The 23,136-nt window shown below is 42.1% G+C and carries 22 protein-coding genes and 4 tRNA genes; 11 read left to right on the forward strand and 15 right to left on the reverse strand.

The window, feature by feature from the left end:
* The first annotated feature begins 348 nt into the window (after window positions 1-348).
* The 3 genes from CF596_RS10345 to CF596_RS10355 are packed head-to-tail and all read left to right on the forward strand — an operon-like array spanning window position 349 to window position 2,553.
* On the forward strand, window positions 349-852 hold the full coding sequence (locus CF596_RS10345; protein ID WP_096902398.1) for a YfiR family protein: 504 nt from the start codon (window positions 349-351) through the stop codon (window positions 850-852).
* Window positions 849-2,084, forward strand: coding sequence for a diguanylate cyclase (locus CF596_RS10350; protein ID WP_096902399.1), 1,236 nt, complete (start codon window positions 849-851; stop codon window positions 2,082-2,084). The genes CF596_RS10345 and CF596_RS10350 overlap by 4 nt, the downstream gene beginning before the upstream one ends.
* Window positions 2,077-2,553 (forward strand): OmpA family protein, encoded by a 477-nt coding sequence (locus tag CF596_RS10355; RefSeq protein WP_004976277.1) that lies wholly within the window; start codon window positions 2,077-2,079, stop codon window positions 2,551-2,553. The genes CF596_RS10350 and CF596_RS10355 overlap by 8 nt, the downstream gene beginning before the upstream one ends.
* Window positions 2,554-2,743: 190 nt before the next feature.
* On the opposite strand, the gene CF596_RS10360 is transcribed toward CF596_RS10355, so the two are convergent.
* The 8 genes from CF596_RS10360 to secA all read right to left on the reverse strand — a co-directional run bounded on the left by CF596_RS10360 (window position 2,744) and on the right by secA (window position 9,173).
* A tRNA-Pro gene (locus tag CF596_RS10360) sits at window positions 2,744-2,820 on the reverse strand.
* Window positions 2,821-2,838: 18 nt separating this feature from the next.
* Window positions 2,839-2,914: transfer RNA gene (locus CF596_RS10365), tRNA-His, on the reverse strand.
* A 38-nt stretch (window positions 2,915-2,952) separates the two neighbouring features.
* Window positions 2,953-3,029 (reverse strand) — tRNA-Arg (locus CF596_RS10370).
* Window positions 3,030-3,075: 46 nt separating this feature from the next.
* Window positions 3,076-3,152: transfer RNA gene (locus CF596_RS10375), tRNA-Pro, on the reverse strand.
* 153 nt (window positions 3,153-3,305) lie between these two features.
* Complete coding sequence (gene nadA / locus CF596_RS10380; protein ID WP_096902400.1) at window positions 3,306-4,373, reverse strand: quinolinate synthase NadA; 1,068 nt, start codon at window positions 4,371-4,373, stop codon at window positions 3,306-3,308.
* Window positions 4,374-4,523: 150 nt separating this feature from the next.
* Window positions 4,524-5,744, reverse strand: coding sequence for a bifunctional glutamate N-acetyltransferase/amino-acid acetyltransferase ArgJ (gene argJ, locus CF596_RS10385; RefSeq protein WP_096902401.1), 1,221 nt, complete (start codon window positions 5,742-5,744; stop codon window positions 4,524-4,526).
* Window positions 5,745-5,939: 195 nt separating this feature from the next.
* Complete coding sequence (locus CF596_RS10390; RefSeq protein WP_096902421.1) at window positions 5,940-6,296, reverse strand: hypothetical protein; 357 nt, start codon at window positions 6,294-6,296, stop codon at window positions 5,940-5,942.
* Between the two features lie 162 nt (window positions 6,297-6,458).
* Window positions 6,459-9,173 (reverse strand): preprotein translocase subunit SecA, encoded by a 2,715-nt coding sequence (gene secA / locus CF596_RS10395; protein ID WP_096902402.1) that lies wholly within the window; start codon window positions 9,171-9,173, stop codon window positions 6,459-6,461.
* A gap of 338 nt (window positions 9,174-9,511) precedes the next feature.
* On the opposite strand from secA, the gene CF596_RS10400 reads away from it, so the two are divergent.
* Entirely contained in the window at window positions 9,512-10,153 is a 642-nt protein-coding gene (locus CF596_RS10400) for a peroxiredoxin (RefSeq protein ID WP_096902403.1), read from the forward strand.
* A gap of 133 nt (window positions 10,154-10,286) precedes the next feature.
* Window positions 10,287-11,111, forward strand: a complete 825-nt coding sequence (locus CF596_RS10405; protein ID WP_096902404.1) for an MBL fold metallo-hydrolase — start codon at window positions 10,287-10,289, stop codon at window positions 11,109-11,111.
* 61 nt (window positions 11,112-11,172) lie between these two features.
* On the opposite strand, the gene CF596_RS10410 is transcribed toward CF596_RS10405, so the two are convergent.
* The 5 genes from CF596_RS10410 to CF596_RS10430 form a co-directional block, all read right to left on the reverse strand.
* Complete coding sequence (locus CF596_RS10410; RefSeq protein ID WP_096902405.1) at window positions 11,173-12,231, reverse strand: SPOR domain-containing protein; 1,059 nt, start codon at window positions 12,229-12,231, stop codon at window positions 11,173-11,175.
* Window positions 12,228-13,511 carry a bifunctional tetrahydrofolate synthase/dihydrofolate synthase gene (gene folC / locus CF596_RS10415; protein ID WP_096902406.1) on the reverse strand — a complete coding sequence of 428 codons (1,284 nt, stop codon included), beginning with the start codon at window positions 13,509-13,511 and terminating at the stop codon, window positions 12,228-12,230. Before folC ends, CF596_RS10410 begins: the two co-directional genes overlap by 4 nt.
* Entirely contained in the window at window positions 13,508-14,404 is an 897-nt protein-coding gene (gene accD, locus CF596_RS10420; RefSeq protein ID WP_096902407.1) for an acetyl-CoA carboxylase, carboxyltransferase subunit beta, read from the reverse strand. Before accD ends, folC begins: the two co-directional genes overlap by 4 nt.
* Entirely contained in the window at window positions 14,401-15,204 is an 804-nt protein-coding gene (trpA, locus tag CF596_RS10425; RefSeq protein ID WP_004976260.1) for a tryptophan synthase subunit alpha, read from the reverse strand. Before trpA ends, accD begins: the two co-directional genes overlap by 4 nt.
* A 406-nt stretch (window positions 15,205-15,610) precedes the next feature.
* Window positions 15,611-16,678 carry an AraC family transcriptional regulator gene (locus CF596_RS10430; protein ID WP_096902422.1) on the reverse strand — a complete coding sequence of 356 codons (1,068 nt, stop codon included), beginning with the start codon at window positions 16,676-16,678 and terminating at the stop codon, window positions 15,611-15,613.
* A gap of 132 nt (window positions 16,679-16,810) precedes the next feature.
* Here CF596_RS10430 and CF596_RS10435 point away from each other — a divergent pair, with 132 nt between their 5' ends.
* Entirely contained in the window at window positions 16,811-17,686 is an 876-nt protein-coding gene (locus CF596_RS10435) for a metal-dependent hydrolase (RefSeq protein ID WP_096902408.1), read from the forward strand.
* Window positions 17,687-17,890: 204 nt separating this feature from the next.
* On the opposite strand, the gene orn is transcribed toward CF596_RS10435, so the two are convergent.
* Entirely contained in the window at window positions 17,891-18,448 is a 558-nt protein-coding gene (gene orn, locus CF596_RS10440) for an oligoribonuclease (protein WP_004976254.1), read from the reverse strand.
* 123 nt (window positions 18,449-18,571) lie between these two features.
* Here orn and rsgA point away from each other — a divergent pair, with 123 nt between their 5' ends.
* The 4 genes from rsgA (at window position 18,572) to secB (ending at window position 20,913) form a co-directional block, all read left to right on the forward strand.
* Window positions 18,572-19,630: a small ribosomal subunit biogenesis GTPase RsgA gene (rsgA, locus tag CF596_RS10445; RefSeq protein WP_096902409.1), complete on the forward strand. Its 1,059-nt coding sequence runs from the start codon at window positions 18,572-18,574 to the stop codon at window positions 19,628-19,630.
* A gap of 94 nt (window positions 19,631-19,724) precedes the next feature.
* Complete coding sequence (locus CF596_RS10450; protein ID WP_004976250.1) at window positions 19,725-20,132, forward strand: rhodanese-like domain-containing protein; 408 nt, start codon at window positions 19,725-19,727, stop codon at window positions 20,130-20,132.
* Window positions 20,133-20,162: 30 nt separating this feature from the next.
* Window positions 20,163-20,420, forward strand: coding sequence for a glutaredoxin 3 (gene grxC / locus CF596_RS10455; RefSeq protein ID WP_162164696.1), 258 nt, complete (start codon window positions 20,163-20,165; stop codon window positions 20,418-20,420).
* Between the two features lie 34 nt (window positions 20,421-20,454).
* Entirely contained in the window at window positions 20,455-20,913 is a 459-nt protein-coding gene (gene secB / locus CF596_RS10460) for a protein-export chaperone SecB (protein WP_004976246.1), read from the forward strand.
* 76 nt (window positions 20,914-20,989) lie between these two features.
* Here the strand turns inward: secB and coaBC are convergent, their stop codons facing one another.
* Window positions 20,990-22,264: a bifunctional phosphopantothenoylcysteine decarboxylase/phosphopantothenate--cysteine ligase CoaBC gene (gene coaBC / locus CF596_RS10465; protein WP_004976244.1), complete on the reverse strand. Its 1,275-nt coding sequence runs from the start codon at window positions 22,262-22,264 to the stop codon at window positions 20,990-20,992.
* Between the two features lie 113 nt (window positions 22,265-22,377).
* On the opposite strand from coaBC, the gene radC reads away from it, so the two are divergent.
* The gene (radC, locus tag CF596_RS10470) at window positions 22,378-23,076 is read left to right on the forward strand and encodes a DNA repair protein RadC (RefSeq protein WP_096902410.1); all 699 of its coding nucleotides are present in this window, start codon (window positions 22,378-22,380) and stop codon (window positions 23,074-23,076) included.
* Window positions 23,077-23,136 lie beyond the last annotated feature (60 nt).

Below are 23,136 nucleotides of genomic sequence, written 5' to 3' on the forward strand. Positions count from 1 at the left end.
GCTTCGTCAGCATCAAGCTAGGTCGGCTATATTACGCTTTATTTCTAAAGTGTCAACTGGTAATTTAAATTATTTTAAACTTTCTCTCTAAAACCCAACTCAATCATTCTTAACCAAGTCATTGTTTTATCAGAAGTTTTAATCTTCATCACCGCCGATGGATGTGCATTATAGGGCAAATATTTCGCCATGCAACCCCTCTTTTTAAGTTTTATCAGTTTTTTAATCCAAACGGTTATTTATTCGGCAAAATCATTTAGATCTGTATCATTCTTGCTCAAAATTAGCAGTATGCTTATTTTCCAATATTAGCTACACTACTTTAATGTTCATTCGTGTTGTGTTGAAATGACTCAAAATTTAAAAATAATAACCTTGCTGTCATTTGTAGCAATGCAAACACCTATTTTGTATGCTGCACCTGCATCAAATCTTTATAACACTACATTCTCCATTTTAGCGTATGCAAAATGGCAAGCTAGCACGCCCAAACTTTGTGTTGTAAATCAAGATAATATTGCACAACAATTCAAAAAACATGCCCCATTACATAATAAATATGACATTCAACCCATTCAAAGCCATGAAATATCTAAAAGTAATTGTCAAATATTAATTTTTTCTACGCTTTCTGCTGCACAAGAACAACATACCTTAAATACTCAAGTTCGATTTCCAGCCCTATCTATTAGTTTAAACAATCTGGAATGTGAAACTGGCAGCGCTTTTTGTCTTTATAAAAAAAATGATAACTATGCTTTTAAAGTCAACATGGAAAGCTTGACTCAATCTCAAGTGCATATTGATCCGCGTGTATTACTGCTTGCAAAAACATCGGAGTCAAACTCATGAAGCAGTTATACACTCCAATTACCTTGCATCAATTATTCACACGCGCACAACTCACTATCTTTGCTCTGACTTTTACAATTTGTTCAATGATTTTTCTGGTCATTTCAACCTACACCATGAACACCTTCGCAAAAAATAGTTTGCAAAGTTTATCTGCAGCATTAAATGAACGCATTCAGCCTGCAGTGGTTTTTAATGATCAAATGACGCTCAACAAAATTCTCTCTGAACATACGCAGCGTTATTCTATTCGTTCAATTGAAGTACGCTCACCTAAACAGACACGTATTGCCTTTATTGAACAGCAAGGTCTAGAGCATTTCTCAATTCAAGCTTTATTGGATTATTTGTTTTTTAATCATCCTGTTCGGCTGAGTATTGACCATGATCAGCAAAACTATGGCGAACTGGTGGTGTATGGAAACTCTAGTGACTTGGTCAGTTTCTTTTATAAAATCGTTTTAGGATTAATTTTCGGTTTTATTTTGCTTTTAATTGCTGTGTTTTGGTCAATTAATTCAATTTATCAATATCTCATGCAATCTTTAAGTTCTATTGTCAGCTCGGCACAGGAGATCAGTGCACAAAAAAATTATAAGCTGCGCGTTTCAAGTTCAGATATTCAAGAACTTCATGAACTGAGTTATGCCTTTAATGGCTTACTCAATGAGATTGAACAATCCCATAAGAATTTATTGGTTGAAAATCATAAACTGCAATTTCAGTCGCAATACGACAATTTAACGCAGTTGCCAAATCGTAATTATTTTTATGAAACACTGTTTAAGCTATTTACCCAGCCTTCTGCTACGGCTGCAGTATTTTTTTTAGACATTAATAACTTTAACCAAATCAATAACCAATTTGGGCATTTGACGGGCGATAATATTTTACGTGATTCATCACATTGTCTAATTCAGATTTTGCCCTCACATGCGTTTGTTGCGCGTTTAGGTGGCGATGAGTTTGCAGTAATCTTAACTGGCTCACACTCCACTGCAGAATTAGAGGATTATTGTCAAAAGATTCATGCTTGCTATACCTCTACATTTAAGTATGAACAGCAACAAGTTTCCTTAAATGTCAGTATTGGCGTAGCATTGATTGAATATGCAAAAACTCCTGAAAATTTAATTGCCGATGTCGATCGCGCAATGCTCAAAGCCAAACATGATCAATCAAAATGGTATATTTCACCTCAATCAAACAATAAACAGGTTCCTTATGCTTAAAAAAGTTCTGATCGGCACACTTATTCTTGTTATGGTTTCACTCAGTGCTTGCATGAGTTTGGGGAATGTCAGCTATAAGCAGGCGCGCATGCTAAAACAAGAAGGCTTTATTTTAAGTGATGATGGCTGGACCTTAGCCCTGCCTGAACGCTTGTTATTTGGTTTTGATGAATACGCCATTCAAAATAGCCAAAAAGAACGCCTCAACCAATTGGCACAACAGCTGCATAAATATGACTTGGATAAACTCAAGTTTATTGGTCACACAGACAACGTAGGTTTAGCCAGCTACAATCAAACCCTATCGGAAAAACGCGCCCAAAATGTGGCTCAGATCTTTTTAGATCAGGGTTTTGAAAGAAAAAATATTCAGGTGATTGGACGTGGTGCAACACAACCAATGGTAAGCAATGACACACCAGCAAATCGTGCCACCAACCGACGCGTCAATGTGACGATTGTGCCTTAATAAAAAAGACACTAAAACTTTTCTTATATTGAGCCTCATTCTTGAGGCTTTTTTATGCTGACCAATAACTAATACGAAATCAATTTTAAACCAACAAGGCTTTCATAAATTTCAGGCATAAAAAAACCGCTTAACGCGGTATCTTTATTGACTTAACCATTTCTACTTAGTATCTGTTCTATTTAGAAAATGGTCGGAGCAGTAGGATTCGAACCTACGACCCCCTGGTCCCAAACCAGGTGCACTACCAGGCTGTGCTATGCTCCGTTTATCTCTCAAAGAGATTGGGGTGAATGACGGGATTCGAACCCGCGACAACTGGAATCACAATCCAGGGCTCTACCAACTGAGCTACATCCACCATCATGTTTGGTTCTTTTATACCAAGCTACCAAAAAATGGCGCGCCTGACAGGATTCGAACCTGTGACCATCCGCTTAGAAGGCGGATGCTCTATCCAACTGAGCTACAGGCGCATGACCGATGATACATAATATCATGCGATACGTTGCCTTGAAGAATTGGTCGGAGCAGTAGGATTCGAACCTACGACCCCCTGGTCCCAAACCAGGTGCACTACCAGGCTGTGCTATGCTCCGATTCATCTCAGCTTTTTGTGTATCGCACATCGTGCGGTACGGTGTGCATTCTAGGCGCGACGCCCGAAGACGTCAACACCTATATTTAAAAAAAATTAAAAAAAAGCTTCAACCGTATATTTATCAAGCATTTTTGATATTTTTCAATCAATTTTAGCGTTTTAAGCTCGCACTGAAATTCAACATACGATCTAGTGGTAATTTAGCACGTTCTGCCATGGCAGGTTCAACGAATACTTCTTGATCACCTGTTTGCAATACATGCAAAATTCCATCCAATTCATTCATCGCCATCCACGGGCAGTGTGCGCATGAACGACAGGTTGCACCCTCACCTGCAGTTGGTGCTTCAATTAGAATTTTATTTGGTACAGCTTGCTGCATCTTGTAGAAAATACCGCGGTCTGTTGCCACAATTAAACGCTCGTGTGGCAAAGTTTTTGCCGCTTGAATAAGTTGCGAGGTACTGCCCACCGCATCAGCTACATCAACAACTGATTCTGGTGATTCTGGATGCACCAAAACTGCTGCATCCGGATACATGGCTTTCATATTGGTTATACCGCGTGAACGGAATTCTTCATGCACAATACACGAACCATCCCAAAGCAGCATATCTGCGCCAGTTTTCTTTTGAATATAGCGTCCTAAGTGCTGATCTGGCGCCCAAATGATTTTTTCACCTAAGCTATCGAGATGTTCAATAATTTCAACCGCACAGCTTGAGGTAACGACCCAATCTGCACGCGCTTTTACCGCAGCGGACGTGTTGGCATAAACCACGACTGTATGATCAGGATGCGCATCACAGAAGCGGCTAAACTCATCGACAGGACAACCTAAGTCTAGCGAACAAGTCGCTTCTAAAGTTGGCATAAGAATGGTTTTTTCTGGCGATAAAATTTTGGCAGTTTCGCCCATAAATTTTACACCAGCTACGACCAACGTGGTTGCCGCATGATCACGACCAAAACGTGCCATTTCCAGTGAATCCGAAACACAGCCACCTGTTAATTCAGCCAGTTCCTGTACTTCAGGATCGCAGTAATAATGGGCAACCAAGACAGCATTGTGCTTTTCGAGTTCTGCTTTAATTTGCGCAAATTTTTCCTGCTTGGCTTGCTCACTCAAATGATGTTCTTTGGTTTCACCCAAGCGATCTAAATGCGCCTGCACAATTGATTTGGCTTCATTGGCAATTAAATTGGTCGCATCATTCATAACAACGTCTTCTCTATCTTCATGCTTGCCCGAACACAAGCTTACTCAAGTCACTGATGATATGGGGGCAATTTACTCATTCACCAGCCCTTTGCCGATTGAATGCTAAAAAAGCCTCACAACGGAGGCTTTATCACTCAATTTGAATTTTTACGAACGGTAATCCGCGTTGATCTTGACATAATCGTAAGACAAGTCACAAGTATAGACTGTATCTGTCGCTTGACCACGTCCTAAATTTACACGAATGGTCATTTCGGTTTGTGCCATGACTCGCGCGCCCGCTGCTTCGGTATAGTCGGCAGCAGCACCGCCATCTTTGCAAATTTGCACATCATCCAACCAAACCTGAATTTTTTCAACGTCTAAATTTGGCACGCCTGCATAACCAATTGCAGCAAGAATACGCCCCCAGTTTGGATCTGAGGCAAAAATGGCCGTTTTTACCAATGGTGAATGTGCAATGCTGTACGCAATATCACAACATTCTTGGGTATTGTCACCATCTTCAACACGTACCGTGATGAATTTTGTTGCACCTTCACCATCACGGATAATCAGTTGTGCCAAACGCAACATCACACGATTCAAAACATCTAATACCACAGCATAACGCGGGTCATTTTCACTGCAAATTTCAGTGCCACCCGCCTGACCTGTCGCCACCAAGATACATGAATCATTGGTCGAGGTATCGCCATCTACAGTAATACGGTTAAACGATTGTTCTACACTGTGTTTGAGTAATTGCTGCAAGATGTCACGTTGAATTGGTGCATCGGTTGCAACATAGCTAAGCATGGTCGCCATATTTGGGCGAATCATACCTGCACCTTTAGAAATGCCTGTCATGCTATAAGTAATACCATCTAACTCAAACTGCTCAGATGCACCTTTTGGCGTGGTATCTGTGGTCATAATACCTGTCGCAGCATCATGCCAAGCATCCTCACGTAACGATGCCAGCGCAGGCGCTAAACCAGCAACCAAGCGCTCAATCGGCAATTGCTCACCAATCACACCTGTAGAAAATGGCAAAACTTCTTGGGTAGATACACCTGCCAATTCAGCCAATTTGGCACAGGTGATTTCTGCATTTTGCATACCCAATTTGCCTGTACCCGCATTGGCATTACCTGTATTAATGACCAAATAACGCGGATTGCCTTGAGCTAAATGTGCTTTGGACACATGCACAGGCGCAGCGCAAAATGCGTTTTGAGTAAATACGCCCACTACATTTGAGCCTGCTGCAAATTCAAAAATAACCAGGTCACGTCGGTTCTGATAACGCACATAAGCCTCTGCTGAACCAATTTTTACACCTTTGACCACATGCATGTGTGGCATAGAGACGTCACCAACTGCCATTTTGAAATTTCCAGTACAAATTTGAGAATGTCACAGCTTAGTGGAAATTGAAGAAAAAATCGAGCATCCTCCCTGCTTGATTCAACTTTTGTTAATACACAAGGTCATATATAAAAAACCAGCCCGTATGGACTGGTTTTAATCTTCAATGTAATGCATCAGCAACTAAAATTATACTGATTGAGCCTATTTGGATTATGGCGTAGTCGCAACCACGGTTTCACCCAATAAAGCCTGTTTTGCACGTTCTTGACTTGCTGCAGATAAAGCAGGATTTGCAGCCACAATACGATTTACATTGGCAGCATTCGCAGGTGCAATCGCTGCAGTCTGCAACACGATTGGACGCTGATCTGGATTAGCAAAGGTATAACGAATACCTGTGCGTGGGCTTGCCACAGTCACGTGACCATTATCCACTTGTACCTGTGCAGTGGTCGCACCCACAGCAGCTTGAACTTTTGCAGGAGTTGTCGTTGTTGCCGCATTTGCAAATGCGAAAGTAGGCAAGCTCAAGGCAACAATCATTAAAGGTTGTAATACTTTTTTCATTTTTTGTTCCACACGTGGATATTGCATGTGCAACTAAATAGCATTTAATTCCAAAATCTGCAAATGCTATACACATCTTGCAAAACTATTACCACAAAGATTTTGCACCCCAAAATACAAAAAGCAGAACCAAAGTTCTGCTTAAGTTGTAACAAGTCAGGTTTAGATTTTACCGTGACACTGTTTATATTTCAGTCCTGAACCACATGGGCATGGCGAGTTACGGCTTGCAGGTGGAACAACCGTTTGCTCAGCAGCACTGTACTGTGGTTCTGATTCAAAGGTTTCGCCCGTTAAACCATCTACATCAGCATGTGAAAGATTAAGCTGCATCGCTTCTGCTTGCGCTTGCTGTTGAGCTTCCATCGCTGCCAGTTCTTCAGGTGTTGGTACATGCACACGCGAAAGATCGGTAACGACATCAGCTTTAATCACACCCAACATATTCACAAATAAGTTAAAGGCTTCTTTTTTGTACTCTTGCTCAGGGTTCTTTTGTGCATAACCACGTAAATGAATCCCTTGACGCAAATAGTCCATAGCCGCCAAATGATCTTTCCAGTGACGATCAAGTGAACTGAGCATAAAGTGGCGTTCTAGCATCGCAGCAGATTCATCACCCATTTGCTGACGACGTGCACGGTAACGTGTCACAATTTCATCGGCAATACGTTCAACCAAAGCTTCTTCATCTAGGCGACGATCATCTTCGAGCCATTGGTTAATTGGTAATTCGATGCCCAAATCATCACGCAAGGCACGCTCTAAACCATCAATATCCCATTGATCATGAATCGATTCTGGTGGAATATAATTGGCGATCATACCTGTGACCACTTCACGGTGCATTTCTTCAATATAGTCTTGCAGCGTGCTTTCTGCCAGAATATCATCACGCTGTGAATAAATGATCTTACGTTGTTCGTTGTTTACGTCATCGTATTTCAACAAGTTTTTACGGATGTCGAAGTTACGTGCCTCAACTTTACGCTGTGCATTTTCGATAGAGCGTGACACCATTTTGTGTTCAATCGCTTCATCTTCCTGCAAGCCCATAGCACGCATCATTGCTACAACACGATCACCTGCGAAAATACGCATTAAGTCATCTTCGAGTGACAGATAGAAACGTGACACGCCTGGGTCACCCTGACGACCTGCACGACCACGCAACTGGTTGTCAATACGACGCGATTCGTGACGTTCTGAACCAATAATGTGTAAGCCACCTGAACTTAACACCATGTCATGGTTTTGTTCCCACTCTGCCTTTAAACGCGCTTCATCTTCAGGAGTTGGGTTTTCAATTTTGGCTAGCAAAGCTTTCCAGTTACCACCTAGCAAAATATCTGTACCACGACCCGCCATGTTCGTGGCAATAGTCACCGCACGTGGTGAGCCTGCTTGCGCAATGATGTCAGCTTCGCGTTCGTGTTGCTTCGCATTCAATACTTCGTGCTGAATACCTGCTTCACGCAGTTTATCCGATAAAATTTCTGAAGCTTCAATGGTCGCTGTACCAATCAGAATTGGTGCGACACCCGCTTCATGCACGCGTTGAATTTCTTGAATAATCGCGTTGTATTTACCAGTACGGTTTAAATAAATTAAATCGTTTTGGTCATTACGAATCATTGGTCGGTGCGTTGGAATGATGACCACATCAAGACCATAAATTTCTTTCATTTCTGCAGCTTCAGTGTCTGCAGTACCCGTCATTCCCGAAAGCTTTTTGTATAAACGGAAATAGTTCTGGAAGGTTGTGGTCGCTAAAGTCTGGTTTTCAGGCTGAATTTCTAGACCTTCTTTCGCTTCTACCGCTTGGTGCAAACCTTCTGACCAGCGACGGCCAGGCATGGTACGACCTGTGTTTTCATCGACAATAATCACTTCACCATCATGGATGATGTAATGCACGTTGCGTTGATACAAGAAGTGCGCACGAATAGCTGCAGATACGTGATGCACCAAATTCAGGTTAGATGCAGAATACAGACTTTCGCCTTCTGCCAATAAACCCATTTGAATTAATTCATTTTCTACCGTTTCATAACCAATTTCGGTCATTTCTACAGTACGTTGTTTTTCATCAATCCAGAAATGTCCACCATCGGCTACTTTTTCTTCTTTTTGTGCATGCAATTTTGGCGGAATGGTGTTGATTGCTGCATATAACTGCGATGAGTCATCACTTTGACCAGAAATGATTAATGGGGTACGTGCTTCATCAATTAAGATCGAGTCCACTTCATCAATAATGGCATAAGTCAGACCACGCTGTTTTTTCTCACTCAGCGAGAACACCATGTTGTCACGCAAGTAGTCGAAACCAAATTCGTTATTGGTACCGTAGGTAATGTCTGCGCGATAAGCCTGTGCTTTTTCAGTCGGGTCTTGCATGGAATAGATAATGCCAATGCTTAAACCTAAAAACTCAAATAAAGGGCGGTTGAGTTCGGCATCACGCTGTGCCAAGTAGTCGTTCACAGTAATGACGTGCACGCCCTGACCGCTTAAAGCATTTAAATAACAGGCCAAAGTTCCCATTAGGGTTTTACCTTCACCTGTACGCATTTCTGCAATTTTACCTTCATGCAAGGTAATACCACCAATCAACTGCACGTCATAGTGACGCATGCTCATGACACGTTTGGCGGCTTCACGACATACTGCAAATGCTTCTGGTAATAATTTATCTAAACTTTCGCCTTTGTTATAACGTTGTTTGAATTCTTCGGTTTTTGCAGATAAGTCTGCATCGCTTAAGGCAGATATCGTCGGCTCGAGCGCATTAATCTTGTCTACGATTTTACGCATGCGTTTGAGTTCGCGCTCATTTTTAGTACCGAAGATTCCTCCGATCAGACTTGCCAACATGAATAAACTCTCTAAATCTTGCTTGTCAAATAAATAGGTTTTTCTTAGTGGTTATTATGGTGCTAGAAATTTGAAGTACAAGGGTTTTGCACAAAAACCTATTAAAAATTCCAATCTCTACTTGCCATTTCTCGCTGCTAAGTGGCAGTTAATGTAACAAATTTCGAGCGGACGATATATAGCAATCACACATGAATCTATTTTGAAAATGCAATAAAAACGACACAGCATATTCAATTTACTCATAAGCACATACAAAAACACTATTTAATTCTGCAAAAGGAATGGCGCATAGTAGTACGCACACATCACACAACAAAACAAGACAGAGGTACACAATGACTATTCGCTTAGGTGACACTGCACCCAACTTCACGCAAGATTCAAATGAAGGCCCAATTGATTTTTATGAATTTTTAGGTGACAGCTGGGGCATTCTATTTTCGCATCCTGCCGATTACACACCTGTCTGCACCACCGAGCTAGGCTATACCGCAAAACTGAAAGATGAATTCAGCAAGCGCAATGTCAAAGCGATTGCACTTTCTGTAGATGATGCTGAATCTCACAAAGGCTGGATTCAAGATATTAACGAAACCCAAAACACGACGGTTAATTTCCCAATTCTTGCTGACCAAGATCGTAAAGTATCTACGCTGTACGATTTTATTCACCCGAATGCAAGCGAAACACTGACTGTTCGCTCATTAATCATTATTGATCCAAATAAAAAAGTACGCTTGATCATTACTTATCCTGCTTCTACAGGACGTAATTTCCACGAAATTTTACGTGTCATTGATTCACTACAACTGACTGACAATTACAAGGTTGCAACACCTGCCAACTGGCAAGATGGTGAAGATGTGGTAATTGTGCCGTCCATTCAGGACGAAGCAGAGCTCAAAGAACGCTTCCCAAGTGGCTACCATGCTATCAAGCCTTATTTACGTTTAACCAAACAACCGAATCGCACTTAATTGAATAATGCGTGAACAAGCCTATCTTTGGATAGGCCTTTTTTATGCTCCAATTCCGTTAATCCAATTGTGATTGGCGACACACAACAGATCAGGTATAAGCAAAATAACATTCATAAAAAAACGTCATTTTGTGATCTACAACATTCATCATTTACATTGCGGCACGTTTTGCCCAATCTGTGCGCCTTTATTTGGACAACAAGGTTGGCAGGCAAAATTGGTCTGCCATTGTCTATTATTAGAAACAGATCAAGGCTTGGTCTTGGTCGATACAGGCTTAGGCGTTGAGGATTATTTACATCCCAAACAGCGTTTAGGCACATTACTGACCCATACCGCTCGGATTCAACACGACTTAAGCCAGACCGCACTCAAGCAAATCCAGCAACTTGGTTATCAGGCCAGTGATGTGCAACATATTTTGGTATCGCATTTGGACTTTGATCATGCGGGTGGGATTGCTGATTTTCCAAACGCGACTGTGCATATCTTCGCGAGTGAATACAAGGCAGCCTGCAATTTAAAGTCTTTAAAAAATCGCATGCGTTATAAACCTAAGCAATTTCAGCAACATACTCATTGGGATTTTTTAGAACCAACCCGAGGTGAAGCTTGGTTTAATTTTAATCGTGTGCAAGGTTTAACAATTTTTAAGGATGAAATTTTACTGATTCCTTTGCCTGGACACTCCGCTGGTCATTGTGGCATTGCCATTCGGCAGGCACAGGGCTGGTTATTTTTCTGTGGCGATGCTTATTATGCGCAAGCACAGCTAGACCCTAAACAATGCTTCCCAGCACTACATACAGTTGAGTATTTGTTTGCAGAAAATAATTTAATGCGTTTAAAGACTTTAGCGAATATTCAGCATTTGGCTCAAACTGCACCACAAGTTGAGATTATTTGCGCACATGATCCAATTGCCTTAGCGCAATATCAAATACCAAAAGCCTAATTAAAAAAGGATTTAACCCGAAAGATTAAATCCTTTGTTAATACGCATCTTGATGAATGGTCTAGTCACGTTTATCTAATGGCACCCAGTCAATCACCCATGCAGATTTCATATTCAAACTTTGATCTGCAGTAATTTTCTTACGGGTTGCATCGGCAGCATCACGGTCTTTAGATGGCCCAACCATAATCCGAACCCCTTTAGACGTTGGACTTTGGGTGACTTTATAACCTTTGGCTTTCAGTTTTGCCGCCAAAGCATCGGCATTGGCTTGGTTAGCAGCCAAAGCCACTTGTACCATCCACTGCTTATCACCTTCTTCCAATAACTTACGTGCTTTTTCAGCTTCAGCCTTTTTCTTGGCAGCTTCTTCAGCTTTGCGTTTTTCCTCAGCTTTACGTTTTTCTTCGGCAGCCTTACGTTCTGCTTCTTTTTTCGCTTCTGCTGCTTTGCGCTCTTGTTCAGCTTTACGCTCTTGCTCTGCTTTACGTTTCGCATCAGCTTGACGTTGTTCTTCAGCTTTGCGCTTCTCTTCGGCAATGCGTTTTTCTTCAGCTAAACGCTTTTCATCTGCTGCTTTTTTCTCTGCAGCACTCCTCTCTTGCGCAGCTTTTAACTCAGCAGCTTTTTTGGCATCCGTTGCCTGTAGCTGCTCTAACTTCTTTTGCTGAGCGGCTTTTTCTTCAGCCAAACGCTTTTGCTTAACTTGTTCATCTTCGACCAATTCAGGCGGAATGTTGTCAGAACTTTGCTGCTGACCAGAACGTAAGGCATTTAATGCAGCATATTCTTCTGCAGCTTTACGCGCTGCTTCAGCTTCTGCCTGTTGCTGCATTGCTAAAAACTCAGCTGCACGTGCTTCTTGCTCTGCCACTGCTTTTTCACGCGCACGGCGCTGCTCTTCAAGCAGACGCTGCTCGGTTTGCACATCGACAGTTAAAGGTTGCAATTGCACCATTTCTGCCTGATTGGCATTTTTATCTTGAACTTGTTCGGCTTGGCTCGGAGTTTTCACATTATTTTGATGTATTTCTTCTTGCCCTTTTAAAAGCAATGCTGCCAATAAAACACCACCACCTAATAAAACAACGCCACCCATCCAGCGTTGTTTGTTATTCATTGACATTCTTCCAAATACTCCCATACCGCTTCTAAGGTATGAAATGATCCACATACCAAAATCAGCTGATTATTTTTAGTTTCATCCAGTGCTGATTTAAAAGCCAATTGTATACTGTCGAAGTGTTGTATTGTTTCGCCTTGCAAAGCCTGATCCAAAATTGTGATCTCTGCCGCACGAGGCACATTTAATGTGGCAATTTTCCACTTTACGACACTATCTTTCAATAACTCAACCACAGAATTTATATCTTTATCCGCAAGCATTGAAAAAACACTGATTACTTCAGTGTACTGTTTATTGTAATTTAAGAAATTGCGCAATTGCTTTAACAAAAATTCAACGCCATGCGGGTTATGTCCTGCATCAAAAATCACAGTTTTGCCCTGAATTTGACGAATTTCAAAACGCCCTGCCAATTTAGCAGTTTGAATACCTTGTGCTATCGCATCTTGGGTGATTTCTAAACCGCTATGCAAGACTGCTGCCACCGCAGTTGAAATATTGTCGAGCGCCAAGCTGCCTGTTGGAAGTTTTAAGGTGCAGCCCGATGCAGCAAACATCCACGACTCACCATCTTGCATTTCTCGATAAAAATAATCACGATTCAAAACAAATAAGGAGGCATTGCAGGTTGCTGCTTTGTCGTGAATAGCTTGAGGCAAATCTTGCTGACCTGCAAAAATGACAGGAATGTTAGGACGAATAATGCCTGCTTTTTCATAGGCAATTTTTTCGATGCTATCGCCTAACCAATCGACATGATCTAAACCGATATTGGTAATAACCGCCACATCAGGATTGACGACATTGACCACATCTAAGCGTCCACCTAAACCGACTTCAAGCACCCATACATCGCAATCACGTGCTTTAAAAATCACAAAGGCTGCCAAAGTCGTGGCCTCAAAAAAAGATAAACTCAGATCGCAATCACGTCGTGCTTGATCGACTTGCACAAAAGCATCAATCAAACTTTGATCATCGACCTCGACGCCTGCTAATTTGACTCGTTCATTAAAACGGTAAATATGTGGCGATTGGTAAAGCCCAACCCGATAACCCTGCGCATTTAAAATAGCCGCTAAAGTGGTTGTGGTTGAGCCTTTGCCATTGGTTCCCGCAACTGTAATGACTTTGGCCTTAGGATGGGTTACCCCCAGTTTTTCTGCAACAGGAATGACCCGTTCCAAACCTAAATCAATACCCGTAACGTGAACATGGCTCCAATAATTGAGCCATGTGTTTAAATCATCGGTTGCAAGAGGCGCTGTGTTCAAGGCAAGTTCATCAGTTTCGCAAGAATACGATAAACTGTATCACGTAATGCATGACGATGGACAATTTGATCGACCACACCATGATCAAGTAAGTATTCTGCACGTTGGAACGGCTCTTCGAGTTTTTCTCGTACAGTTTGCTCAATCACACGTTTACCCGCGAAACCAATCATTGCTTTAGGTTCTGCAATGTGTACATCACCCAGCATCGCCAATGATGCAGTTACCCCCCCGTAAACAGGATGAGTTAATACCACGATGTACGGCAAGCCTGCTTCTTTCATGCGTTGAATTGCAGCAGAGGTACGCGCCATTTGCATTAAAGACAACATGCCTTCTTGCATACGCGCACCACCCGATGCTGCGAAGCAAACTAATGGTTGTTTTTGCTGAATCGCACGTTCAGCGGCTTGCACAAAACGGTCACCAACGACAGTACCCATTGAGCCGCCCATAAAGTCAAACTCAAATGCGCAAGCAATGACTGGCATATTTTTTAATAAGCCCTGCATCACCACTAACGCTTCGGTTTCACCCGTCTTCTTTTGCGCTTCCGTCATACGCTCAGGATAAGCTTTGCTATCTACAAATTTAAGTGGGTCTTTAGCAGAGAATTCTTGACCTAATTCATTTTGCACTTGGTCAAAGAACCAAGTTAAACGCTCACGCGCTTTCATGCGTAAATGTTCATCACATTGTGGACATACATAAGCGTTGAATGACATTGCTGTACGTGTCACCAAGGCATGACATTCTGGACATTCAATCGTTGGTTCAGTAAAGATCGCTTTTAACGCTTGTTGCTCATCTGGTGTTTCAATACCAGGTACACCACGTGCAGTCCACGGCGTCGATGGGCTTAGAATTTTCCCTGTTTTCACTTCTTGACTCATACTAACTCATCGAGCGCAGCTCGAAGCTCCTTCACTTTATTAACCGTTGCAATGACGGCTTGTTCTGGTGCTAAGCTCGCAAATTGTTTTACAAAAGCACTTCCGACAATGACTGCGTCGGCAGCCGCGCCCATTGCTTTGGCAGATGCAGCATCACTGATGCCAAAACCCACACCCACAGGCACGTTGGTTACAGCTTTAATCTGTTGGATGCGGGTTGCTGCTTCTGCAACATCAAGTGTTGCTGCACCCGTCACGCCTTTCAAAGAAACATAATAAATAAAGCCACTGGCTTGGTTTGCAACAAATTGAATACGCTCTGGTGTAGAAGTTGGCGCTAACAAGAAAATTTGATTCATCCCATATTTATTCAGGACTTCATCAAATTCTTGGGCTTCTTCAGGTGGTAAATCGACCAGAAGTACACCATCGACACCACAGTCATGTGCATATTCAACAAACTTTTCATAACCAATGACTTCTACAGGGTTTAAATATCCCATCAATACCACAGGAGTTTCCTGATCTTTTTGACGGAACTCTTTGACCATGTTTAAAGCATCTAGCGTATTGGTTCCACCTGCCAACGCTCGCTCTGCAGCGAGGGCAATTACTGGACCATCAGCCATTGGGTCTGAAAACGGCAAACCTAATTCAACGACATCTACCCCTGCCTCGACCATTTGATGTAACAACGGAACTGTGACTTCTGGATGAGGGTCACCTGCCATAACATAAGAAACCAAGGCCTTACGCTGTTGAGATTCAAGCTGTGCAAATCGTGTGGCTAAACGTGACATAGGGTTGTATTTTCCTTGAATGATTAAAACTGAGACATTTGCTATTGTAGAAATACAAATTGACCCATTGTAACGCTATTTTTTACTCAATGAATAGCGCACAGGCATGGGTTGCTGCATTTCTGTTTGCAAAACGATTTATTCAGAACAACCGCGAGGCTACATTTACTGATATTTGCGCTTTTTTCTCAATGATCAAAGATGCCTAATTTTGCCTGCTTATCGGTTTTTGAAACTTGCTCAATCGTGCTTTTAAATTTAAAAATATTGATAAAAATAAACAACTTCAGGTTTTATCTTAGGCTTTATCAACCTTGCAAAAGCTGATTCGGTCATGGCTACACACAGCTTATTTTCAATCTCTTAGCGCAAAATGACCTGATGATCATGAGCCAATTGATCCAATTTATAACGTACCTTGCTGTATAGAAAATGCATCATTCTCTGCTTGCTGCAATTGCTGTTTACGTTTTAGCAAGGTCTGTCCTGTGCAGTCTTTATAAGCACGTGCCAAAGCCGACTGGTCTGAATAACCCAACAACTGTGCAATGTCGCTTAGACTCACATTTTGTTGTAGTAAGTTTTCACAGCGCTGCATCCGTTCTATTTCCAGAATCTGTTTAAAACCCGTACCTTCCTGTTTAAGCTGACGCTGTAACGTCCGCCCTGAACGAAATAAACGCTGTGCCACCCATTCAATGCTCGGCACTTGCTGTTCATAACGTAAATAATGCGCCACCTGCTCTTGGACTTGCTGCTGCACGGTTTCTAATTGTGGTTTTAACGCAATCGCATCTTCAGCTTGTTTGGTGAGTAAATGAATTAAAGAGGGATCGGCTTGCTGTGGTTTTAAACTGAGGCTTTCTAAATTTAAAACAATTTGATATTCCGCTTGCTTAAATAAAACCTTACAACCATAAAACTTTTCATAATGCAGCATCGCCATACGCGGTGCATGGGCAAAATGAATCTCCCGTATCGGAGAGTGTTGAAAATCAAAAATTTGCATAGCCAATTGAGTCATACAGGCAAAAGTCATTTCATGAACCAAGCTGTATTTTTCATCCACCAACGGCCATGATAAATATAAAGCATCTGGTTGTTGTTCCAGTCGCATCGGTACGGCTGCCGTACCATCTACCACCAAACGACTAAAACGCATCATATATTGAAGGGCTTCTGCAACACTATTACTACGCGATGCCATATAGCCGAGCACACCAAAATGTTCAGGCTGAATATAACGCGCCAATTCAAAAACAAGCGTTGGACAATCTAAAAACTGAATACTGTGTTGGATGATCTCATTAAAAAATTGATAAGACGATTGGGTATCCATAGGCAATGCCAACACATGCTGTAAATGCTGCAATTGTGCAGGCGAAAATCCAAGCTGCTCAGGAACTCTGCCCTGTGCAGATAAATAGCGTAACCAAAGTTGATAATAGCCATTTGGAATTTGAATTTCGCTCATTTGCTTGCTCATTTTGACATGCATCATTTTCTTTTGTCGTTTAATGTATAAAAACTGGCAAATACTGTCAAAACAAATCTGCCAAAGCCCGACATACTGCAAACAGGATTGACCAGAGTGAAATAAAATAAAATGAATGCACTTGTCCAATATCATGTTGCGCCCATAGTACGCAGCAATCTCGATTTTAAATTAGCCGATGTGCCGCGTTACTGGTTTGCAGGTGATCCGTTTCTGACCCGCATGTTTGACGCTTTAAGCCTGACTTTTCCTGATGGCGAGCGTTATTTCATTCAATCAGTTCGTTTGTTCCGCGATCAAATTCAAGATCCTGACTTAAAACAGCGTGTTGCCGATTTTATTCGGCAAGAGGCTCAGCACGGCATTGCACACGACAAAATGAATCAGGTTATGAAAGATCAAGGCATGCCTGTAGATCAGTTTATTCAGCGTCTAAACAAAGTGTTTAAGTTTGAACTCAAATATCGCTCGCCCCAATACAATATCGCCATGACAGCGGCTGCAGAACATTTAACTGCACTCATGGCAGAAACTTTTTATGGCGAAAAAGAAACGTTACAAGATGCACATCCGTATGTCCGCGCCTTATTTGCATGGCATGCGATTGAAGAAATGGAACATCGTGATGTGGCGTTTGATGTAATGCAGCAGGTAGGCAATATGCCTGAAGTGACCCGAAAAATGGCATTGGTACTCACCACAGGTTTAATGTTCGGATTTACCCTGTACCGCGCCAATGTCATGCTGAAATGCGATGGGTTTAATCGTACCCAGCGCCTTAAAATGAATGTACGTGGCTTGCAATGGCTGTTTGGCAAACAAGGGAAATTACGCAAAATGCAATCACAATATCGTGATTGGTTTAAACCTGACTTTCACCCTAGCCAACATCCAATCATCGCGCAATATGATGTCTGGCTTGAGACTTTGGCGCAAACAGGTGATCCAATTCAGGCAGGAGAAGCATTTTGGCAGGCAGGAAAATAAAGCTTTTGGTTTTGCTTGGCTTTTAACCAATGAACACCTAAGCATTGCTTAGCTTTATACAAACTTGCCTCTAATATCTTTATATAAAGTAAGGCATAAGGCAATGCTGCGTCATATCTTATTATTTCTTATTTATGAGTGACCAACACAGTTTAAGCGTAAGAGATCGCTGTTACAGCTCCATCTCCTACGCAGAAAAAGGTTTTAGTCCTGATTCATAATAAAAAAGTATTGGCGATAATATTTCAGCTCGGCAATCGAATCACGAATATCATCCATCGCCAAATGCGACGCATTCTTTTTCAAACCGCTCATAATTTCTGGACGCCAGCGCTTTGCCAACTCTTTCACTGATGAAACATCCAAATTACGATAATGGAAGTACTGTTCCAATTCAGGCATTAAACGGTGTAAAAAACGGCGGTCTTGGCAAATTGAGTTGCCACACATTGGCGATGTTTTAGGATTAACCCATTTTTTCAGAAACTCAATAGTTTGCTGTTCTGCATCCTGCGCAGTGAGTTTGCTGCGACGCACACGCTCAATTAAGCCCGATTGTCCATGCTGACGTGTATTCCACTCATCCATGGCATTTAAAATACGATCAGGTTGATGCACAGCCAGCACAGGACCTTCTGCCAAAATATTTAAATGATCATCGGTCACAATGGTAGCCACTTCAATAATTTGGTCGTTATCGGTATCTAAACCTGTCATTTCCAAATCAATCCAAATGAGGCGAGTATCAGGCGTGCTGCTCATAAATGTGCAATCTTATTCGGCTTAAAAACAACATAGTAGCAAATTTCTTGCTTCTTGGCTGTAACTGTGCCCCCGCTTCATGCTATTTTTGCCATCCTGAGTTCATGGTTTTTTAGGATATGAATGGCTTTAATTCGTAAGCGTCGATTGACTGAACAACAGCAACGTCGAATTGAAAAACAACACAAGTCACGTCAGGCAGACATTGACACTTCACATGATTTAGAAGGCTTGGTGGTACAACACTATGGTCGTCAATTAGAAGTGCAGGCTTTATCTGTTCCTGAAATTCATCCTGAAAAACCTGTGGTGCACGCAGGTGAGCCTGAACCGTTTTGGAAACCTATCGAAATAGGCAGCATTTGGCGTTGTCATACTCGCACCAATTTAGAATTATTGGTGACGGGAGATCGGGTCAAATGGCAAGCCGATCCGAATACAGGTTTAGGGATTATTACCGCGATTCATCCACGCCAATCTTTATTGACCCGACCTGATCGTTATCACAAAGTTAAACCTGTTGCCGCCAATATCAGTTTGATTGTGATTGTTTTTGCGCCTTTGCCTGAACCTGCACCGGGCTTGATTGACCGCTATTTGGTTGCTTGTGCCGATGCCGATATTCCCGCCTTATTGGTCTTAAACAAATCTGATTTGCTCAAAGAAAACGACCCGATTTTAGACTTGCTTAAGGAATATCAAGACTTGGGGTATGAAGTCATGCAAACCCAGTCCGATGCGAATTTAGAGCATTTGGCGGCACGTTTGGCAGGTGAAACGGTGGCTTTTGTTGGACAATCGGGTGTGGGGAAAAGCTCGCTGATTAATGCCATCGTGCCTGAAGCGGCGCAAAAGACCAATATCATTTCAGAAAACTCAGCACTTGGACAACACACCACAACCTCTACCCGCTTAATTGGCTTTGGAGATGGTGCAGCCTTAATTGACTCACCGGGGATTCGTGAATTTGGTTTATGGCACTTAAGCCAAGATAAAATTCAAAATGGTTTTCCTGAAATTGAAAACCTGCTGGGGCATTGCCAATTCCGCAACTGTACCCATAAACATGAAAAGCAATGTGCGCTGCGACTGGCTGCTGCAGAAGGTGAAATATTATCGCGTCGTTTAGACAGTTATTTAAGACTGTGTGATGAAATTGCCGAAGCGCAACAAAAAAATTAATTTTATTATGGCGCTGCCCTTGAAGCGGTGTTTTTGATCGCCATATTTATACGCTATACTCTTGAACAATTTTGACATTGTAATTAGGTGACTTGTGGAACGTTGGTTCGAATTTATGGGGAATCATCCCTTCTTATTTGGGACGCTGGCTGTATTGGTAGTGTTGTTCTTTGTGTTAGAAGGTCAACGCAATGGTCGCAAAATTTCCCCACAATCTTTGGGTATTTTAGTCAAAGCTAAAAATGCCATGTTGATTGATTTACGTGATGCCAAAGATTTTCGTGAAGGTCATATCAGTGGTAGCCGCAATATTCCCTATAGCCAAATTACCAAGCATGTTGAAGAGTTAAAAACCTCAGATCGTCCATTGGTCTTTATCTGTAACTTGGGTCAGGTTGCAGGCAGTGCTTTACAACAGGTCGCACATACCGATGCCTATCGTTTAGATGGCGGTATTAGCAACTGGAAAGCACAAGGTTTACCTTTAGTAAAAAGCAAATAGTTTTACCCAATATTTTTCGCAAGGAGAACAATCATGGCTGAAGTCACTATTTATTCAACGACTGTATGTCCATACTGCATTCGTGCAAAACAACTCCTTGAGCGTAAAGGCGTTGCCTATAAAGAAATTAATTTGTCGAATGAAGCGCCTGAAGTACGTGTTGAATTAATGCAACGTACCAATCATCGTACCGTTCCACAAATTTTCATCAATGACCAATTTATTGGCGGCTTTGACCAATTATATGCGTTAGATCGCGAAGGCAAGCTTGATCAATTATTGGCATAAACATAACACGATAACCAACTCTTAAGGATTTAACATGAGTGAAGAACAACAAGCTCAACCACAATTGGCATTAGAGCGTATTTATACCAAAGACATTTCTTTTGAAGTTCCTGGGGCACAAGTATTTACCAAAGAATGGCAGCCTGAATTGAACATCAACCTGTCATCTTCTGCAGAAAAAATTGATCCAACCCACTTTGAAGTAGCATTAAAAGTTGTGGTTCAAGCCAACAACGCCGGCGATACTGCATTTATTGTTGATGTTACCCAAGCTGGTATTTTCCTGATTGATGGCGTTGAAGAAGAGCGTTTACCGTACATTCTTGGCGCATACTGCCCGAACATTTTGTTCCCATTCTTGCGTGAAGCAGTGAATGATATGGTTACCAAAGGCAGCTTCCCACAATTATTGTTAACGCCAATCAACTTCGATGCCGAGTTTGAAGCCAATATGCAACGTGCTCAAGCCGCTGCAGCTGAAGGTCAAGCTTAATTCGCGATTGGATATAAAAAACTGCTGAAATTTCAGCGGTTTTTTATGTCATCCGTTTGCTGATGGACGATCAAAATTAAAAATCATCATCCTGAGATGGATCTCGATACAAGGCATCGTGTATCGCTTCGACCAATTGCTGCGCAATTTCCTGTTTCGAGGCTTTTTCCAAATCGCGTTTTTCCATACGGTAGCTTTCGGCAAAAAATACCGTCATGGCATTTTCATCGGAAGCAAAACCAATATCGGCACGGGAAACGTCATTGCAGGCAATCATATCCAGTTTTTTCGCCACCAACTTGCCTGCTGCATACTCTTCTACATTGCGGGTTTCTGCAGCAAAGCCAACCATAAACGGACGTTTTTCCTGTTGCGCAATGGTCGCAACAATATCAGGGTTTTTGACCAACGCCACATTCAGCTCATCGCCTAATTTTTTAATTTTGTGTTCCGCAATTTCTGCCACGCGGTAATCTGCCACCGCGGCTGTAGCGATGAAAATATCACAGCCTTGTTCAAGCATCTGCAAACTGGTATCTAGCATTTGAATTGCAGAAGACACATTAATTCGCTGTACCCCATTTGGCGTATCTAAACTAACTGGGCCTGCAATAAGCGTGACTTTTGCCCCTGCTGCATAACAGGCTGCAGCCAAAGAAAAACCCATTTTGCCTGTACTATGGTTAGAAATATAACGCACAGGGTCTAAAGCTTCGCGGGTTGGGCCTGCTGTAATGGTGACATTTTTGCCTGCCAACATGCCAAATTTTTCCACCAAAGCACGCTGTGCCTGATGAAAATACTGCGTCACCTGATGCGCCAAATCTTCAGGTTCTGGCATACGCCCTAAACCAACATCTCCACAGGCTTGTTCGCCCGCATCGGGCATAATTACATGCACGCCATCTTCCACCAAAGTGGTTAAGTTACGCTGTGTGGCTTTGGCTGCCCACATTTGCTGATTCATGGCAGGTGCAACCCAAACTGGTGCAGTGGTGGCTAAATATAAAGTACTGAGCAAATCATCGGCCAGACCTGCAGCAAATTTGGCTAAGGTGTCGCAACTGGCGGGCGCAACCAAAATTAAATCGGCCCACCGTGCCAATTCAATATGCCCCATGCCTGCTTCGGCTTCGGTATCTAATAATTCGGTATGTACTGGATTGCCTGACAGTGCTTGAAAGGTCAGCGGTGTAATAAAAGCTTGTGCCCCCTTGGTCATGACCACGCGAACACTAAACCCCGCATCCTTTAAACGACGCACTAAAATCGCACTTTTATAGGCCGCAATGCCGCCTGTCACAGCTAAAATAATGTTTTTATGAGGGAGGACGCTTAAATCGAAGCTCACAAATAAGCCACCTTTTTGTTGCAGTGGCGCTCACAATAGCATTAAATAATGTCATTCCCAAGAGATCTGTTGGGATTTAAGTTTCAAATTTAGAATAAAAAAGTCAAATAACAATGCATTTATCTATTAAACATTGGCCTGAACAAGAACGGCCACGTGAGCGTCTGATTCAAAATGGTGCTGCAAGTTTGTCCGATGCCGAACTACTGGCTATTTTCCTGCGCTCAGGCTCGCAACAACATTCTGCGGTGGAGTTGGCACGATTGCTAATTCAGCATTTTGGCAATCTCACTACTTTACTCGATGCACCCATTGCCGAGTTGTGTCAATTTCACGGCATGGGTAACAGTAAATATTCACAGCTCATGGCAGTTAAAGAACTCGGACGGCGTTATGTGGCTGAACATTTAAAACAAGATGCGCTAGAGCTTAGCAACTCCAAACGTTTGATGGAGTATTTGCGTTTTGAACTTTTGGGCGAAACCCAAGAAGTGTTTGCGGTACTTTGTCTAGATGCCTGTTTACGCAAAATCAGCTTTAAAAAGTTATTTTATGGCGCAGTGAATTCGTGTGAAATTTCTATTAATCAATTGCTGCGTTTTGCAATTAGCCAACACGCTACGGCGATTGTGATTGCACACAATCATCCTTTCGGATTGCCACAACCTTCACCTGCAGATTTAATCCTGACGCAGCAGATTCAGCAAGCCTGTCAGTTGCTAGAGCTGCGTTTGATTGATCACTGCATCATCTCAAGTGAAGGTAATTTTTCCTTTGCCGAACATCAACTGCTTAAATTTGAGCACACTTAAAATTTGTATATTGACAAAGCTCGCTCAAGCACAGAAGATCATCAAAAAATTGTGATGATT

Source organism: Acinetobacter sp. YT-02, assembly GCF_002412355.1.
In the GTDB taxonomy this organism is placed as follows: domain Bacteria; phylum Pseudomonadota; class Gammaproteobacteria; order Pseudomonadales; family Moraxellaceae; genus Acinetobacter; species Acinetobacter towneri.

Coding starts and splice junctions, on each gene's coding strand:
- radC (WP_096902410.1), top strand. CDS start 22,378: ATGCATTTATCTATTAAACATTGGCCTGAACAAGAACGGCCACGTGAG.
- trpA (WP_004976260.1), bottom strand. CDS start 15,204: ATGTCACGTTTAGCCACACGATTTGCACAGCTTGAATCTCAACAGCGT.
- CF596_RS10430 (WP_096902422.1), bottom strand. CDS start 16,678: ATGAGCGAAATTCAAATTCCAAATGGCTATTATCAACTTTGGTTACGC.
- CF596_RS10400 (WP_096902403.1), top strand. CDS start 9,512: ATGACTATTCGCTTAGGTGACACTGCACCCAACTTCACGCAAGATTCA.
- CF596_RS10355 (WP_004976277.1), top strand. CDS start 2,077: ATGCTTAAAAAAGTTCTGATCGGCACACTTATTCTTGTTATGGTTTCA.
- CF596_RS10435 (WP_096902408.1), top strand. CDS start 16,811: ATGAATGCACTTGTCCAATATCATGTTGCGCCCATAGTACGCAGCAAT.
- nadA (WP_096902400.1), bottom strand. CDS start 4,373: ATGAATGATGCGACCAATTTAATTGCCAATGAAGCCAAATCAATTGTG.
- argJ (WP_096902401.1), bottom strand. CDS start 5,744: ATGGCAGTTGGTGACGTCTCTATGCCACACATGCATGTGGTCAAAGGT.
- CF596_RS10350 (WP_096902399.1), top strand. CDS start 849: ATGAAGCAGTTATACACTCCAATTACCTTGCATCAATTATTCACACGC.
- CF596_RS10345 (WP_096902398.1), top strand. CDS start 349: ATGACTCAAAATTTAAAAATAATAACCTTGCTGTCATTTGTAGCAATG.
- CF596_RS10410 (WP_096902405.1), bottom strand. CDS start 12,231: ATGAATAACAAACAACGCTGGATGGGTGGCGTTGTTTTATTAGGTGGT.
- secB (WP_004976246.1), top strand. CDS start 20,455: ATGAGTGAAGAACAACAAGCTCAACCACAATTGGCATTAGAGCGTATT.
- orn (WP_004976254.1), bottom strand. CDS start 18,448: ATGAGCAGCACGCCTGATACTCGCCTCATTTGGATTGATTTGGAAATG.
- CF596_RS10390 (WP_096902421.1), bottom strand. CDS start 6,296: ATGAAAAAAGTATTACAACCTTTAATGATTGTTGCCTTGAGCTTGCCT.
- secA (WP_096902402.1), bottom strand. CDS start 9,173: ATGTTGGCAAGTCTGATCGGAGGAATCTTCGGTACTAAAAATGAGCGC.
- accD (WP_096902407.1), bottom strand. CDS start 14,404: ATGAGTCAAGAAGTGAAAACAGGGAAAATTCTAAGCCCATCGACGCCG.
- rsgA (WP_096902409.1), top strand. CDS start 18,572: ATGGCTTTAATTCGTAAGCGTCGATTGACTGAACAACAGCAACGTCGA.